The sequence below is a fragment of the Ruminococcus albus 7 = DSM 20455 genome, from assembly GCF_000179635.2.
In the GTDB taxonomy this organism is placed as follows: domain Bacteria; phylum Bacillota; class Clostridia; order Oscillospirales; family Ruminococcaceae; genus Hominimerdicola; species Hominimerdicola alba.
Genome location: NC_014833.1, coordinates 103,945 through 121,184, shown reverse-complemented (window position 1 = coordinate 121,184; position 17,240 = coordinate 103,945). Strand labels below are relative to the sequence as shown.

The 17,240-nt window shown below is 46.5% G+C and carries 15 protein-coding genes; 11 read left to right on the top strand and 4 right to left on the bottom strand.

Features of this window, described 5'->3' with window-relative positions:
- Positions 1-23: 23 nt before the first annotated feature.
- The gene (locus RUMAL_RS00625) at positions 24-1,106 is read left to right on the top strand and encodes an SGNH/GDSL hydrolase family protein (protein WP_013496877.1); all 1,083 of its coding nucleotides are present in this window, start codon (positions 24-26) and stop codon (positions 1,104-1,106) included.
- Positions 1,107-1,317: 211 nt separating this feature from the next.
- Here the strand turns inward: RUMAL_RS00625 and RUMAL_RS20415 are convergent, their stop codons facing one another.
- The 3 genes from RUMAL_RS20415 to RUMAL_RS00610 all read right to left on the bottom strand — a co-directional run bounded on the left by RUMAL_RS20415 (position 1,318) and on the right by RUMAL_RS00610 (position 4,857).
- The gene (locus RUMAL_RS20415) at positions 1,318-2,679 is read right to left on the bottom strand and encodes a S1C family serine protease (protein WP_013496876.1); all 1,362 of its coding nucleotides are present in this window, start codon (positions 2,677-2,679) and stop codon (positions 1,318-1,320) included.
- 68 nt (positions 2,680-2,747) lie between these two features.
- Positions 2,748-4,160 (bottom strand): sensor histidine kinase, encoded by a 1,413-nt coding sequence (locus RUMAL_RS00615; RefSeq protein WP_013496875.1) that lies wholly within the window; start codon positions 4,158-4,160, stop codon positions 2,748-2,750.
- Positions 4,153-4,857: a response regulator transcription factor gene (locus RUMAL_RS00610; RefSeq protein ID WP_013496874.1), complete on the bottom strand. Its 705-nt coding sequence runs from the start codon at positions 4,855-4,857 to the stop codon at positions 4,153-4,155. The genes RUMAL_RS00615 and RUMAL_RS00610 overlap by 8 nt, the downstream gene beginning before the upstream one ends.
- A gap of 469 nt (positions 4,858-5,326) precedes the next feature.
- Here RUMAL_RS00610 and RUMAL_RS00605 point away from each other — a divergent pair, with 469 nt between their 5' ends.
- Positions 5,327-5,599 (top strand): co-chaperone GroES, encoded by a 273-nt coding sequence (locus RUMAL_RS00605; protein ID WP_013496873.1) that lies wholly within the window; start codon positions 5,327-5,329, stop codon positions 5,597-5,599.
- A gap of 130 nt (positions 5,600-5,729) precedes the next feature.
- Positions 5,730-7,376, top strand: coding sequence for a chaperonin GroEL (groL, locus tag RUMAL_RS00600; protein WP_013496872.1), 1,647 nt, complete (start codon positions 5,730-5,732; stop codon positions 7,374-7,376).
- A gap of 93 nt (positions 7,377-7,469) precedes the next feature.
- On the opposite strand, the gene RUMAL_RS00595 is transcribed toward groL, so the two are convergent.
- On the bottom strand, positions 7,470-7,853 hold the full coding sequence (locus RUMAL_RS00595; RefSeq protein WP_013496871.1) for a cytidine deaminase: 384 nt from the start codon (positions 7,851-7,853) through the stop codon (positions 7,470-7,472).
- Positions 7,854-8,070: 217 nt separating this feature from the next.
- Here RUMAL_RS00595 and RUMAL_RS00590 point away from each other — a divergent pair, with 217 nt between their 5' ends.
- The 8 genes from RUMAL_RS00590 (at position 8,071) to RUMAL_RS00550 (ending at position 17,182) form a co-directional block, all read left to right on the top strand.
- Complete coding sequence (locus RUMAL_RS00590; RefSeq protein ID WP_013496870.1) at positions 8,071-9,210, top strand: cysteine desulfurase family protein; 1,140 nt, start codon at positions 8,071-8,073, stop codon at positions 9,208-9,210.
- A 116-nt stretch (positions 9,211-9,326) separates the two neighbouring features.
- Positions 9,327-10,505 carry a tRNA uracil 4-sulfurtransferase ThiI gene (gene thiI / locus RUMAL_RS00585; protein ID WP_013496869.1) on the top strand — a complete coding sequence of 393 codons (1,179 nt, stop codon included), beginning with the start codon at positions 9,327-9,329 and terminating at the stop codon, positions 10,503-10,505.
- Positions 10,506-10,912: 407 nt separating this feature from the next.
- Positions 10,913-11,476, top strand: coding sequence for a CinA family protein (locus RUMAL_RS00575; RefSeq protein WP_013496868.1), 564 nt, complete (start codon positions 10,913-10,915; stop codon positions 11,474-11,476).
- Positions 11,463-12,539, top strand: coding sequence for a class B sortase (locus RUMAL_RS00570; RefSeq protein ID WP_013496867.1), 1,077 nt, complete (start codon positions 11,463-11,465; stop codon positions 12,537-12,539). The genes RUMAL_RS00575 and RUMAL_RS00570 overlap by 14 nt, the downstream gene beginning before the upstream one ends.
- 86 nt (positions 12,540-12,625) lie before the next feature.
- Entirely contained in the window at positions 12,626-13,681 is a 1,056-nt protein-coding gene (locus RUMAL_RS00565) for a class B sortase (RefSeq protein ID WP_013496866.1), read from the top strand.
- A gap of 135 nt (positions 13,682-13,816) precedes the next feature.
- On the top strand, positions 13,817-14,911 hold the full coding sequence (locus tag RUMAL_RS00560) for a cell wall hydrolase (RefSeq protein WP_013496865.1): 1,095 nt from the start codon (positions 13,817-13,819) through the stop codon (positions 14,909-14,911).
- Positions 14,912-15,077: 166 nt separating this feature from the next.
- Positions 15,078-16,592 (top strand): SpoIID/LytB domain-containing protein, encoded by a 1,515-nt coding sequence (locus RUMAL_RS00555; protein WP_013496864.1) that lies wholly within the window; start codon positions 15,078-15,080, stop codon positions 16,590-16,592.
- Between the two features lie 2 nt (positions 16,593-16,594).
- Positions 16,595-17,182 (top strand): Maf family protein, encoded by a 588-nt coding sequence (locus tag RUMAL_RS00550; protein ID WP_013496863.1) that lies wholly within the window; start codon positions 16,595-16,597, stop codon positions 17,180-17,182.
- Positions 17,183-17,240 lie beyond the last annotated feature (58 nt).

Genomic DNA, 17,240 nt, shown 5'->3' with positions numbered 1-17,240 from the left:
GGTTAAAAATGGAGGGTATGGTTATGGAAACAAAGATCAATGAAGAAAAAAAGCTTATCAGTCCCACAGACAAAATGTCCTATATGGGCAGGATAGACTTTGACGATCCTAATGCGCCTGTATTTATATGGGCAGGTTCAAATGTGCGCATGAGGTTCAAAGGCACAAGTGTCAGTGCTGTGATATACAACAGGCGTTTTTTCAATAAAATGTCACTGGGGTATGTCATAGACGGAAAGGTGTGCAGCGTAGATTTCGGTGACGAAAGCGAATGGGAGAAAGAGTACTGTGTAACCCTTGCAGACTCCCTTGAAGACACCGAGCACGAGATAGTGCTTTTCAAGCGTCAGGATGCTTCCCACTATTTCAAATTCCTGGGATTTATTATTGACGGCGAGGTGCTCGATGCCCCTGTTCTTCCAAAAAGGAAAATCGAAGTGTACGGCGATTCCGTATCAGCAGGCGCGGTAGTTGAAGCCCACGGCTACGAGGGCAAGACAGACCCCGAAGGACAAAACGGCATCTACGATAATGCGTGGTACAGCTATGCAGCTATAACTGCCAGAAATCTCGGGGCGCAGCTGAACTGTACAGCCCAGGGCGGAATATCTGTATTTGATAACACAGGCTGGTATCATTCCCCTGATTTCATCGGCATGGAAACTGCCTACAACAAGCTTTGCTATTTTCCCGAGGGCGAAAAAGGATATACCCCGTGGGACTTCGGCAGATATACCCCGAACGTGGTCATATTCGCTGTAGGACAGAATGACAGCCACAACGAAGCCGACGGTGATCCGGATATCACAGACGCGGCTTTCCGTACACGCTGGAAAGAGGGCTATAAGACTATCATCAAAGATCTGCGCGTAAAATATCCCAAGGCTTATTTCGTCCTCCTGCTCACAGTTCTAGGTCACGATCCCGAATGGGATAAGGCGATCGATGAGATAGCAAATGAACTCGGTGACGAGCATATAAAGCATTTCATGTTCACCCGTACAGGCAAGGCTACACCCGGCCACCCCAGAATATCCGAACAGTATGAGATGGCAGAAGAACTCACAGCCTACATATCATCCCTTGGTGATGATATCTGGAAATGATCAAAAGGCAGTACTCACGGCGGGTGCTCATATAGAAGTTTATATTACCTATCGGGGGATAGCTTTTCTTCAGAAAAGTTATCCCCCGAACCTGTTTGGATCCAAACAGACTTTTAACTCTTTTGAGCAGGGGTAGATTTTTATAAAGAAAAAGACAGGGGTAGCTGCGTTAGCAAACATAACTACTCCCTGTCAAATCAAGTGTATTGTTTTATTCGTCGGTATCCTCGGCGAGAGAGCCTCTGTCGTCCATCAGTTTGAAACTGATATCGAATTCTTTATTTTTGCCGTCGGTCAGTCTGACTACATGGCAGGTCACTTCATCACCGGGTTCCATTTTTCTAACAAATGCGGGAACGTCCTCGATATCATTGACATCAGTACCGTTGATATGGGTTATGAGGTCACCGGGTCGGAGGTCGGTATTTGCCACATCGCAGTCGGAAGCTATCGACTGAACACTGAGTCCCGGAGTGGAGCCTGTAAGCTCGGCTGTAGCTTTGGATATCTGAATAAACATGATACCCATACGCGCCTTGCCTTTGACTGCACCGTACTCGATAAGTTCTTCTATAACAGACTTTGCCTCGTTTGTTGCTATGGCAAAGCCTATGCCCTCATAGTCTATAGATGCCAGCTTTGATGAGGTTATACCTATGACCTGACCCCACATATTGAACATAGCGCCCCCTGAGTTTCCGGGGTTTATGGCTGCATCCACCTGTATACAGCTGACGCTCCTGTTGGAATTTTCGGGGACTACTCTTCTGTCAGTACCCGATACAACTCCTTTGGTTATAGAGTGTCTGTAACCCGCAGGCGTGCCTATGCAGACTACATCCTCACCAAGCTTTACCTGATCGGAGTCGCAAAGTTCTGCAGGGATAAGATCTGTGGCAGGTATCTTTATAACCGCGATATCCGTCCGCGGATCGGAGCCTATGACCTCAGCGGCATACTCCCTACCGTCACTCAGCACTGCTTTTATACCGTATTTAGCCTTATCTACAACATGGGCATTAGAAACGATATAACCATCGGTACTGAGTATGATACCGCTGCCCTTTCCCGCAGGCATTATCTCGCTTTTATCGGTGAATACATCAAGGGATACTACCGAAGGCGAGCAGACCTCAGCAATACCCTGTGCGGTATACCTGCCGGAATCGTCCTTCAGTTCATCGGGAGCCTCAGGTCTGTCAGATACCTTTACATTGAATGTCATGTGCTTTCCGCCTGTAACAAGGTTTGAAAACACGCCTTTTCCTCTTACGCTTATGCACGCGAGAACAAAACCTGAACCCAGAAATATCACAGCGAACAGTATATGCAGCACAAGACGCTTTATGAACCCTTTTTTGCGCGGTTTTTCGTCAATAGCAGGAAGGGTTATGCCTTTCCAGAAATCTCCGTCAACTATCTCATCATTTTCTACCGAACCTTCAGGCATAGCAAAAAATCTCCTGCTGTAATCCCAGCTGTTTGAAGAATCCTTTGCCAGCTTTTCAGCGGCATCTGTAATATCCTCAGCAGCTTCATTCTCACCGCGGGTGTTCTCATTTTCAATATCCATCAGGGTATCACCTCTTTATCCGTTGTAAAAAAAGGGAACTGCCGCGAACAGCAGTCCCCCGACGTTCATCATTCTTCAGTTTTAGCGGCCTTTGGTATAGTAAATGTGAATTCGGTATACTCACCTTTAAGGCTTTTGACCATTATCTTGCCGCCGTGTATCTCGACTATGGAGCGTGCTATATTAAGCCCCAGACCAAGTCCCTGAGCGTATATACCTCTGGATTTATCGGTCTTATAGAATCTGTCGAATACCAGAGGGAGCTCATCCTCAGCAAGGCCCTCACCGCTGTTGCGAATTGAAACGGAAGTAACGTCCTCTCCCTCATCGAAGGAGAACTCTATATATCCACCGTCATTCACAAACTTTATAGCATTCTCGATAAGGTTATACATCACCTGATGGATAAGATCGATATCAGCATACATACTTATCCTCTGCACATCAAGACCGCGGATCTCGATGTTTTTCTCATCTATCCTTGGTTCAAATGTCAGAAGCGTATCGAGTATGGGCTCGGTAACAGGGAAGGTAGTCTTGTTCGGTTCAAGCTCACCCGCTTCTATTTTTGCAAGGTTCAGCATACTCTTTACTAGACGGGTAAGTCTTGCTACCTCAGATGAGATTATCCTGAGATAATATCCCTGTTTTGCCTTGGGTATCGTACCGTCGAGCAAACCGTCCACGAAGCCGCCTATGGAAGTCATAGGTGTTCTCAGTTCGTGTGAAACATTGGCAAGAAAGCTGTTTCGCATGGTATCGTAGCTTTTCAGGTTAGCCGCCATCTCATTGAAGGCTATGGAAAGCTCATTGAACTCCTTGGTGGTATACTCTGGCAGCGTTACCGAGAAATCGCCGCTTCCCAGCTTTTTAGCTATATCAGCGACCTCCGTTATAGGTGCGGTAAGCTTCAGCGTAGCAAAATACACCAGGAACATCACAACCAACAGCACAGCTATTGCACTGATCATGAATATCTCCATGATGTTCTTTGTATAGTTATCCTGCTCCGATTTAGGAGAATACGCCAGCACATAGTACCTCGGACCGTTAGCCGTGAATGAATCACCGGTGATATGACATACCTCTTTCAGCGCCCCTTTAAGGTCATCGTATGAATAGGTAGTATTGCCGTCGAACTTTTGCAGCAGTTCAGGATCTATATCCTCAACATCGCCGCTCGTCGCCGCAACCACATAGCCGTCATCACCGCAAAGCAGATAATCCGAATTACTGCCTATGGCATAGGTCTTCATCTCCGCCACAACATCTTCGCGCCACACGTCAGGCTGCGCCAGCATTTTTTCCTGCGTATATGAAGCAAGAGCCCTGGCATCTTTCAGCATGAGGCTCTTTTTTTCATCTAAGAAGTACCTTGAAGAAACAAGCAGTAATACTGTTCCTAAGCAACAAAAGCTTATCAGTATTACTGCTGAGCAAATCGCAAAGTACCTTGTAAATATACTTTTGCCGTTATTCATTGTTGTTTTCGGATACTTCAAACTTGTAGCCTACGCCCCAAACAGTTTTCAGTGCCCACTTATCGGAAACGCCCTCGAGCTTTTCACGAAGTCTTTTAACATGAACGTCGATAGTTCTTGAGTCACCATAGTACTCAAAACCCCATACCTCGTCAAGAAGCTGATCTCTGGTATAAACTCTGTTGGGGTTCGATGCCAGATGGAACAGCAGTTCCAGCTCCTTCGGGGGAGTATCCATTACCTGACCGTTTACTCTCAGCTCATATCTTGTCATATTTACAGAGAGCTTGTCATACTTGACTTCCTTGATCTCACTCTCTGCAGAGGACTGACCGACTCTTCTGTAAACAGCCTTGATTCTCGCGATAACTTCCTTGGTATCAAAGGGCTTGACGATATAATCATCCGCACCAAGCTCAAGACCGAGCACCTTATCAAATGTCTCGACCTTTGCAGTTATCATGATTATCGGTACGTTGGACTTCTTTCTGATCTCTCGGCAGACCTGCCAGCCGTCGATGCCAGGCAGCATGATATCAAGCAGTATGATATCAGGCTTCAGTGCATTGAATTTTACGACCGCTTCCTCGCCGTCATGAGCCAGGATAACGCCATATCCGTCCTTTTCAAGATAAAGACGCAGCAGCTCACAGATATTCTTATCATCATCAACTACCAAGACTCTTCCCAGTGACATATTTCATCTTCCTTTCATTGGCTCAGTCACGACCCGGACTGCAGCGCTTAATATAATGTAGTCTTTTTACAGACAACAGAATTAAATTAAATATTAAATTAGTAATTACAGTATAACAAATTTACAATCAACTTTTGTGAACTGGCAGTTAATTTTTAATGAATATTCAATAAATTTCTAGCGCGATATTTAAAAAAATTCAAAGAATAAACACAAAGTCAACAACAGATGATTTTTGTCACATATACTAATTACATTCATTATAGCATAAATTTTCATAAAATAACAGACACATACTAACACAATTTTCATGTCATGTGCAAACCTAGTTTTGTGCAAATCTACAAAAATATACTATATGTATTGCAATTTAGAAAAATCGTGGTACAATATACTTAGCACTCGGATAGCAAGAGTGCTAAAATAACATTTTGCGACAAACATTTTTATATACAAGGAGGAACTTAAAATGAATATCAAACCCCTTATGGACAGAGTCGTTATAAAGATGACCGAGGCTGAAGAGACTACAGCAAGCGGTATCATACTTGCAGGCTCTGCAAAGGAAAAGCCCCAGGTAGCTGAAGTAGTAGCAGTAGGCCCCGGCAAGAAGGACGTTGAGATGAACGTCAAGGTAGGCGACAAGGTGCTGGTCAGCAAGTACAGCGGCACAGAAGTCAAGGTAGACGGTCAGGAATATACCATTCTTAAAATGGAGGACGTACTCGCAGTAGTTGAATAACTTCGGCAGGTACATCAGGCATAACATCAAATTATAATCATCATAGTTCAGAGCTTTTTTCATAAATAGCAGGAAGCGATTTCCAAACCGAACTATGGATCATGAATTATCAAGACGGAGGTAATTTACAATGGCAAAGCAGATCATTTACGGCGAAGATGCCAGAAAAGCACTGCAGGCAGGTATCGACCAGCTGGCTGATACCGTTAAGATAACACTTGGACCCAAGGGCAGAAACGTAGTACTCGACAAGAAGTACGGCGCTCCCCTTATCACTAACGACGGCGTTACAATCGCTAAGGAGATCGAGCTGGAGGACGCATTCGAGAACATGGGCGCTCAGCTGGTAAAGGAAGTTGCTACAAAGACCAATGACGCAGCAGGCGACGGCACTACCACAGCTACTCTGCTGGCACAGGCACTGGTACGTGAGGGCATGAAGAATATCGCCGCAGGTGCTAACCCCATGGTACTGAAGAAGGGTATGGCTAAGGCTGTTGATACAGCAGTTGAGGCTATCATAAAGAACTCCAAGAAGATCGAAGGCAGCAAGGATATCGCAAGAGTTGGTGCAGTTTCCGCTGCTGATGATACTATCGGTCAGCTGATCGCTGAGGCTATGGAGAAGGTAACTGCTGACGGCGTTATCACTCTGGAAGAGTCAAAGACAGCTGAGACTTACAGCGAGGTTGTTGAGGGTATGCAGTTCGACAGAGGATACCTCAGCCCTTACATGGTAACAGATACCGATAAGATGGAAGCTGTACTGGACGATGCTCTGGTACTTATCACTGATAAGAAGATCGGCAATATGCAGGATATACTCCCACTGCTGGAGCAGATCGTAAAAATGGGCAAGAAGCTCCTCATCATCGCTGAGGACGTTGAGGGCGAGGCTCTGAGCTCACTGATACTCAACAAGCTGAGAGGCATCTTCACTTGTGTTGCTGTAAAGGCTCCCGGCTTTGGCGACAGAAGAAAGGAAATGCTCCAGGATATCGCAGTGCTGACAGGCGGCGAAGTTATCTCCACCGAGCTTGGCATGGAACTGAGCGAAGCTACTCTCGAACAGCTGGGTTCTGCCAGACAGATCGTTGTTCAGAAGGAGAACACAATAATCGTTGGCGGCGCAGGTGAGAGCGAGGCTATACAGGCTCGTATCCACCAGATCAAGGGTCAGATCGAGACCACAACTTCCGATTTCGACAGAGAAAAGCTGCAGGAAAGACTTGCTAAGCTCTCCGGCGGTGTTGCAGTTATCAAGGTAGGTGCTGCTACAGAAGTTGAGATGAAGGAAAAGAAGATGCGTATCGAGGACGCTCTGGCAGCTACAAAGGCAGCTGTTGAAGAGGGTATCGTTGCAGGCGGCGGCACAGCGCTCATCAATGCTATGCCTGATGTCAAGACACTGGTAGAGGGTCTTGAAGGCGACGAGAAGACCGGTGCTCAGATCGTATACAAGGCACTTGAAGAGCCTCTGAGACAGATTGCAGCCAATGCAGGCATGGAAGGCAGCGTTATCATTGATAACATCGTTCGTTCCGGCAAGGTTGGCTACGGCTACAATGCATACTCCTCCGAGTATGTTGATATGATACCCGCAGGTATAGTTGATCCTACCAAGGTAACAAGAAGTGCTCTGCAGAATGCAGCTTCCGTAGCTGCAATGGTACTCACCACCGAGAGCCTTGTTGCTGACAAGAAGGATCCCGCTGCTGATGCAGCTATGGCAGCAGCTGCTGCAGGTGCAGCAGGCGGCATGGGCGGTATGTACTGATCCTGACAGAATATGATAACAAAAGCGGAGAGTAGCTGTTCTCCGCTTTTTTGCATGAAAAAAGCACAGGAGATCCTGTGCTCTGATATAGTGTCAATTCAGTTCAAAACGCATAGGCAGAAAATCATCAAGCGTGAATTCGCCGTTTGTGAGAATTATAGAGAAGTCCTCGTCACAGAATTCACTCATCACCTGCAGACACGCGCCGCAGGGACAGCAAGGATGCGAAAAATTGCCCTCAGCACCGCCTACTATGGCAATAGCTTTGAAACTTGTACACCCCTCCGACACCGCCTTGAATATAGCTGTGCGCTCGGCACATATAGTCAGCGAGAATGAGCTGTTTTCAATATTGCACCCCTTGAATACCCTTCCGTCCTCAGTCAGCAGTGCCGCTCCGACAGAAAAACCCGAATACTTTGAATAGGAATTCTGTGCGGCTTCGCAGGCAAGCTGCAGAAGTTCGTTGCTATCCATTATAATACACCCCGATATCCATATATTTCGCCATTATGGCCATTACCCAGATTATTATAGCATTTATGTAAACCGATGTCAATACTTCCATGAACAAAAGATATCACAGAAATGAACTTTCGGATAACCTGTGGCATAGAAGGTGTTCACACTTATTATGTTGAAATCATGTGCTAAATATGGTATAATATAATTTATGTTACAAAAACGGAAAGGAATGAGCGTATTGATATATCTTGACAACGCTGCCACCACAAAGCCCTGTGATGCCGCAAAAGCAGGAGTCATGAAGGGGCTGGAGGTATTCGGCAATCCGTCATCGCTGCACCGCTGCGGACTTGATGCGGAGCTGCTCGTCACTGATGCAAGAAATGCCATAGCTGACAGCCTCGGATGCCTCGCAGAGGAGATATTCTTCACATCCGGCGCTACAGAAAGCAGCAACACCTCTATCTTCGGGGCATACAGATCACAGGGAAAGCGAAAGCACAGAGTGGTCACCACCACGATAGAACACCCTGCGACCGCACGTCCATTTGATGAGCTTGAACGTCTTGGCTGCGAAGTCATACGTATATCTCCCGATGAGAACGGAATGATACCGGCCGATGCCGTGGCTGACGCGGTAAACGAGGATACCTTCCTTGTAAGCATGATGCTGGTCAACAACGAAACAGGCGCAGTGCTCCCCGTAAGCAAGGCTTTCAATGCGATACACAGGCGTTTTCCGAAGGTCATCACCCACTGCGACTGCGTTCAGGGATATATGAAGCTGCCCATAAAGACAAAGACCCTCGGGGCAGACCTTATATCGCTGAGTGCCCATAAGATCTGCGGCCCGAAAGGCATCGGTGCGCTTTATATACGCAAAGGTCTGCACATCCCCGCACTGCTGATGGGTGGCGGCCAGGAAAAAAATATGCGTTCCGGTACGGAGTCCGTACCGCTGATATGCGGCTTCGGTGAAGCAGTAAAGCATTACAGCGGAAGCATAGCAGAAAGACTTGAAAATGCGAAAAAGCTGGAATCTCTGCTATTCGGGCTTTGCGAAAAGAACGGCGGCATCGGCATAAATTTCCGCGGTGAAAAATCGCCTTATGTTACAAGTATAACCGTGGACGGGCTGAAATCCGAGGTACTGCTGCACTATCTGGAAAAGCGCGAGATATTCGTTTCCAGCGGTTCAGCTTGTTCCAAGGGTAAAAAAAGCGGAGTTCTGGCAGAGTTCAGAATACCTGTACGCGATATGGACACAACTCTCCGCATAAGCTTTTCGCCCGATACCACCGAGGACGATCTGTACGGACTTATAGAAGGGATCTCAGCCGCACAAAGCGAACTGGCAAGGCTGAAGTGATGTGAACGGACGTTTTATACCATATTAATATATAAAGAGAAATGTCGGTATATGTAGGATTATTTATGTTACGTGCCGACAGTTCCCGACAAAAAATCAACGGAGGAGCTGTTATAATGAAGGAAATAATTCTTTGCAAATATGGCGAGATAGCCCTCAAGGGTCTTAACAAGAGCACTTTTGAGAGCATGATGGTCAAGACTATAAAGCGCAGGCTGGCAAGCGCAGGAGAGTTCAGAGTAACTAAATCGCAATCAACACTGTACGTTGAACCCTTAGGTGAGAACCCCGATGTAGACGAGTTTGAAAACAGACTTTCCAAGGTATTCGGAATTGTTAAGCTTTGCAGGAGCGGCGCTATCGAAAAGGATCTGAAAGCAATATGCGAGCAGGCACCCGACTATCTGGCAGAGGTACTTGAGGGCGCTAAGACTTTCAAAGTAAACGCAAGACGTGCCGATAAAAAATTCCCTCACAAATCCCCTGAGATATGCGCTGAACTTGGCGGAGCTATACTGGACAGGTTCCCTCATCTGGAAGTTGATGTGCATGAACCCGAGGTCACAGTAACTGTTGAAGTACGCGAGGACTTCGCTTTTGTACACTCCGACCCCGTTGACGGCGCAGGCGGAATACCGGTAGGATCAAGCGGACGCGCTATGCTGCTGCTTTCGGGCGGTATAGATTCCCCTGTTGCAGGCTATATGATGGCACGCCGAGGAGCAGTAGTTGAAGCTATACACTTTGAGGCTCCGCCTTACACCTCCGACAGAGCGAGGATGAAAGTTGAAACACTTGCAAAGCTAATGACAGCCTACTGCGGCGACGTGAAGTTCTTCTGCGTACCCTTTACGGAGATACAGGAGCTTCTGCGCGACAACTGCCCCGAGGAGCTTTTCACCATACTCATGCGCAGACTTATGATGGAGATAGCACAGCGTATATGCGAAAAGGACGGAGATATCCAGGCACTTGTTACAGGTGAAAGCCTGGGACAGGTAGCAAGTCAGACCATGTATGCCATGGTATGCACCGATGCAGCCTGCCGTATGCCCGTATTCAGACCTTGCATAGGTATGGACAAGTCCGAGATAGTTGAGATAGCCCGTAAGATCGGCACTTTTGAGACTTCTATTCTTCCTTATGAGGACTGCTGTACCGTATTTACACCCAAGCACCCCAAAACAAGACCGTCACTTGCGGAGGTAGAAAAGGCGCAGGCAAGCTTTGATTTTGAGCCTTATATACAGAAGGCTGTAGAAGCTACCAGCGTGACGCTTATAAAAAACAGATAAGAGAACCAAGCACTTACAAGCGGCTGACAGTTTCATATATTTGCATTATGCAGGAACTTTCAGCTGTACAAAAAATATCTCAATTTGTATAATGTTACAATTGGTAAATTTGGTTACACAACGGTTACAATGCTTCCAAATTTTAAGTTTTGTGTCCTGTTTTTGGTACTTGATCAATGTGAAAAATTGGTGATCAAAGATGATGATCTCCCGAATTTCCGAGGTTTTGAATGTGTTAAATGTCCGAAAAATCAAACACTTATGCCTCATATCTGTAACAAAAGCGTAACATCAGGCATAGAAAAAACCTTGATTTTTTAGTTAGATACATTACCTAAATCTATACATAGTTCAAAATCAGCCCTGATTTTTTGTATGATGTGTCAGTAAAAAGCGGAGGAAGACAGATGAATTTTGCGGAAGACTACAAAGTGGTAACAGAAAGTATTGACATAGTTACAGAGGGTGTAGTAAAATATATGTTGATGAAATCGGTCACTATTTCAACAGCCGAAAGCTGTACCGGCGGAATGGTTTCCGAATGCATCACAGCAGTGTCAGGCGCGTCAGGAATGTTCAAAGGCGGTGTCTGCACATACACCGAAGATATAAAGATGAAAGTCCTCGGTGTAAAAAAGGAAACACTGGAGAGATACACGGTATATTCCTCTCAGGTGGCAAGCGAGATGAGCCTTGGCGCCCGGAAGCTTTTCGGCACCGATTGTGCTGTAGGCATCACGGGACTTGCAGGACCTTCGGGCGGCACTGAGGAAAAACCTGTGGGTACGGTGTACGTTTCAGTAAGGTATGGCAGCAAGGAACTGTCACGGGTGCTGAAACTTTATGAAGAGTATGAAAAACTTGACAGAGAAATGATCAGAAGGATAACTGTACTGAAGACTATGCAGATGGTATGTGAGCTTTGCGGCATACCGATAGGTCAAGGAGATCATAACGATGGCAATGTTTAATGAAACCGCAAATCTGACAGACAGAGATGATTCAAATTTCTTTCTGAGGTTTGTAAAATACTTTATCCCATGGAAGGGCGATAAGAGCAGCGAGGTAGTCCGCAAAGCGGCATTCTGCGCATCACTGGTACTGTTCTCGATGTCACTCAACAAGCTCAGTGATTATCTTGGTGCGAGCCGTGAGGAACAGAAATCCTACATACAGGAAGTCGTTGTTCAGTATGAACCTAAGTTCGATGGGAACGTCAGCTACGATGCTAACAAAGGCGCCGATGATTATGACGCAGCCGACCCCGAGGCATCACAGCAGAAGCTCAAACTACAGGACTGGGCAAAACCCCTGCTGAAACGCAATAAGGACGTTATCGGCTGGATAAAGATACCGGGCTTCACCGATTACAGCGGCGAAGAGTATGTAAACTTCCCCGTTTTAAGAGGCGAGGATAATAAATACTATCTTAAAAAAAATCTTGATAAAGAGTATTACGAGTCAGGAAGCATATTTATCGATTATGCCAGCGTGATGGATGAAAACGGACAGACCGATAATATCACGGTGTTCGGGCACCACATGGGTTATGTAGGCACAAGCTTCACCCACCTGTCAGAGTACGAACAGGGTGTGGACTTCCTGAAAAAGTATCCTATAATCGAGTTCAATTCCATATACGAAAGCGGTCGCAGATATGCGATAGTCAGCTGTTTTGCGATAAACACTGAGCCCGAGGATGATGGCGGCGATGTATGGGAGTATGTAGGCTGCAGGGATTTCAATGATGATGACAACAAGTTCGAGGACTGGTACGATCAGATATCCAAAAGATCCTGGTATTCAAGCAATATCAAGTGTACCGAGGACGATAAGTACATCACCCTTTCCACCTGTTCAAAACTGCTGAAGGATCTGCGCTGGGTAATAGTGGCAAAGAAACTCACGCCCGATGACAATATAGACCAGATAGTGAAATCCTATAAGGAAAGGCCCGACAAGGATATATATTTTCCGAAATACTGGCGCGACCTTTACGGCAACAACAAGGTCTATAAGGGCTGGGAATACTGATCATACAAACAAGACCCGACGCAGGGATATGACCCCGAAAAGTCGGAGAACAATTATAGATAGCAATAGCAGGAGAAACAACAGATATGAACGACAGCAAGAAGTCCGGCAGCTTTGCAGGACTGTTGAAATATTTCATCCCCTGGAAGGGGGACAAGAGCAGCGAGATAGTCAGGAAGATAGTTTTTATTGCTTCAGTGGGTATCTTCTGCGTATCGTTAGGACAGCTGAAAAACCATATTGATACTGTACGCGACGGCAAAGACCGTGCCCGCGGAGTTATCGACCAGTATGAGCCCAAGTTCGATGACAATATAGACTATGAGGCAAATACAGGCAGTGACAATGTGGATATCGCAGAACCCGATGAATCTTACAGAGCGCGTGAGGTCCAGAAGTGGGTCAAGGATAAGAAACTGCTGGAGCGCAACGACGATGTCGTAGGCTGGATAAAGATACCCGGCTTCGTGGACAGCGACGGCGACCAGTATATGAGCTTCCCCGTACTTCAGGGCAAGGACAATGACGAATATCTCTATAAGGATATCGACGGCAATTACTACGAATCAGGCAGTATATTCGCAGATGCATGGAGCGTTATAGGCAAGGAACGCCAGTCTGACAATATCACCATATTCGGTCACCACATGGGCTGGGTGGGCACAAATTTCACTCACCTGTCAGAGTACGAACAGGGCGCCGATTTCGTGAAAGACCATGCAATAATAGAGTTCAACTCCATATATGAGAGCAAATGCAAATACGCCGTGGTCAGCTGCTTTATAATAAACACTGACGAAAAAGACGACAACGGAGAACTCTGGGAATACATAGGCTACAGAGATTTCACCGATGACCAGTACAGATTCGATGACTGGTACAACGAGATAACAAGACGTTCATGGTACTCAAGCGATATCAAATGTACCGAGAACGATAAGTATATAACCCTTTCCACCTGTTCAAAGCTGACAGAGGAAGGATTAAGATGGGTAATAGTAGCTAAGAAGCTTACACCCGATGATGATATCGATGCCATAGAAGCATCCTACAAGAACAAAGCAGGCAAGGATATCTACTTCCCGCAGCTGTGGAAAGACAACTACGGGAACAAGACAGTCTATAAGGGCTGGCAATACTGATGACGTAAGGTCATCATTCGCTTTATGCTTATTACACCGGATTCGCCGGTGTAAAATATAAAGCTCCGCAGCATCTCTCACGGCTGCGGACAGGAAGTCTCGCAAGGGGCTCCCGGAAAGGTAATGTGATAAAAAATGAAGCAGAAAAGATCAAGGGCTGCTAAACGGAATTCCGCGAAGCCGTCCGTGAGAAAGGTCGGCACTTTGCTTGGAAGCAGCGCTCTGTGCGTACTAACGGTGGGCACAATAAGCGTATGCGGACTGCTTGGCAGAAATGCAGGAGCAGAAGCAGATACCGGCAGAGAAACAAAGGCTGCGAATGTAAACACCACCGACACAGCGAGAGACGAGGGTGCGTATACCGCACTGGATACTGTCACATGGAGAAAGGCAAGTATCAACGAGTATGAGTTCGCGGAGGTCTCAGCTCCCGATACCGCTAAGGTAACAGAAGCAGAGAAAAAGACAAGTACCTCCAAGACCGAGACGACAACTTCAGCCACGGAGAAAAAGACAGAAAAGAAAAAGGTCAAGGCTGAGACCGGTAAGAAAACGGAGAACAAGGTAAAAAGTATTTCAAAGACATTCCTTTACGTTGAGTCGCCCGTAAATCTCAGGGCAGAACCCAGCAAAAGCGCGGAAGCACTTGAAGTACTCGACACCGACACAAGAGTAGTTGTTGACGGCTGCACCGATGACGGTGTGTGGTATTCGGTAAGACATGGCGAGATAAAGGGCTATGCAATGGCTGAGTACTTCACCGGCAAAAAACCGGACAGCAAGGAAACAAAGAAAGAAGAAAAGACCGTTATCGAGCTTGAGGATAAGGACAGCGAAAAGAAAAGCGTCATCAGCTATACAGATGATGAGTTCGAGATGCTGTGCTACGTTCTCCAGAGCGAGGTAGGAAATTGTTCAGAAGCAAGTAAGATCGCTGTTGCAAACGTTATAATCAACAGGGTAAAATCGAGCCAGTTCCCAGATTCTATTTCGGCAGTGCTCACAGCTCCCACACAGTTTGACGCTATATACAGCTATTACTACGGCACTGCCGTCCCCACCCAGAACACAAGAGATTGTGCACTGAGAGCGCTTCAGGGCGAAGATAACACCAACGGTGCTACCTACTACTACGCTCCCAGATACTGCGGCGGTTCCACATCAGCTTGGTTTGAGACCTTGCAGTTCTGTCTTGAAGTCGATGGTCAGAGGTATTTCAAAAACTGGTAAAGTGCATAAGCACTATCGACAGTCTTTGTGCAACATTTGGTAAGACATACGAAAAGTCAGGACAGACAATAGCTTTGTCTTGACTTTTTCTCTTTATTTGATAAACTATAAGTGTGGGCGTTTTAGCCCTAAAATACGAATCTTAAACGTTTGAGGTAATATTGTGATGAGCATGACTAAAAACGAAAATACGGGTAAACCGTCTATCAGAAGACAGCTTGCAGCACATATCAGACTGCTGGTGACAGGTGTTGCTGTCACAGGCGGCTGCGGACTGCTTATGCTGACCGACAGTGCCTTCAACCCTGCAAAAAGGGTGAAAGCTAAGGAACCTGTCAGATCTGCCATAGTAGAGAAAGCAGAAAAGACAGCCCACAAGCCCGCAACCCCCGCGAACGAGGATATCACTCCTACCGACAGCGAGGATAAACAGGAGAGCGAGCAGAAAACTGTTGAAAAGATGAGTTTTCCTAAGTATAAAAAAGCAGCTATATGCGATTATGATATGTCAGCTGCCGAAACAAAGTGCAAGGGATTCAAGATCAACAGTGCCGCTATCACCGACCCAGATGATTTTACAGTACCGTTCCCCGAGCAGGATACGCTTATCTATTATCCAGAAAAAGCAGCACCGCAGAAGCTTACCGCTACCAGAAGTGTAGCAGGCGAGTACTTCAGGGTGCATGATGAAAATTCAGGTTCTACCGTTGTAATGAACGGTCATGAACTGCTTTGCCTTATGGTGAATAATGAGATAGGTGATACATGGGACGACGATGCCATAAAGGCGCAGATAGTCGCTGCATACTCCCACCTGAGATTCAATCAGGAGCATGGTCTTACACCTACCATAGGTCTCAGATACGGCTATTCATCAAAGCTTGAGAGTATAGTCGAATCCGTAGAAGGACAGGCTATGCACTATGACGGAGAGATAATCAATGCGGTATACTCCGCTTCGAGCGCAGGCTATACCACCACCGCAGGCGACATCTGGAGCATGGATTATCCCTACCTTAAATGCGTTGAAAGCGAATTCGATGATCAGGATGTTAACTGGGGCATCGAAAAGACATATTCAAGATCACAGGTCAAGTCCATGCTGGAAAGCCGCTTCGGCATCACCCTTTCAGAGGATCAGACCAAGTGGTTCACTATCGACAGAGCGTACAGCGTGGTATATATAGATACCGTGACTATCGACGGCAGAGATAACTGCAAGCTCACAGGCAACCAGCTTTGCAATATGATGGGACTCAAATCCAACGCAATAACCATAAAGTATAAGGACGGAGAATTCACATTCACCTCCTGCGGCTGGGGACATGGTGTCGGTATGTCACAGTGGGGCGCACATTACTACGCAGAGAACGGCTGGACATATGACCAGATACTCACCCACTATTACGTTGATGCCAAGCTGGCACTTTCAGAGCCTGCTTCATCATCCGAAAAAGCACCCGAGGATAACAGCAGCGAGGACAACACCTACACTGCACCTGCTGCACAGGATAATACCGCACAGCAGACAGATACAGGCTACAGCGATACACAGTGGTCCGGACAGGATGCTTCAACTGATACACAGTGGACACCCGATACAGGGTATGATAACGGCAGCTACGACAACGGCGGCTACTACGATAACAGCTGGTCCTATGACCAGAATGGAGGGTACTGAGGTTGACTATTAAAAATCTGATGATGGAATACGATGTGATACTCGCATCGGCATCACCGAGAAGGAAAGAACTTATGCAGCTGATATGTCCCTCTTTCAGAGTGATACCCGCCGACTGCGGGGAAGCTGTCCCCGAGGCTATGAACGCTGCGGACGTTCCTGCGTTTCTTTCATATCAGAAATGCAAATGCATAGCTGATGTATACCAGAAAGCAGTAGTTATAGGCTGCGATACAGTAGTAACCACCGCTGACGGCGAGATACTCGGAAAACCCAAGGACGAAGAAGATGCGGCGCGTATGCTCAGGCTTCTTTCGGGACGTATGCATACTGTGGATACAGGCGTTTCCATCTGCTATAAAGGTCGTACCGAAACCTTTACCGAAACTACAAAGGTCTGGTTCAAAGATCTCACTGATGAAGAGATAGAGGACTATATCAATACCGGCGAACCGATGGATAAGGCTGGCGCTTACGGCATACAGGGCGAGGGAACACTTCTCGTGGATAAGATCGAGGGCGATTTCTTCAACGTTGTTGGACTGCCCGTATCCAAACTTGCGATCAAGCTGCATGATATGCTGGACTGAAACATCGTTTTTCAAAAAGCAAAGACCTGAGTTTATCGTATCGAAGTAATACAATGGA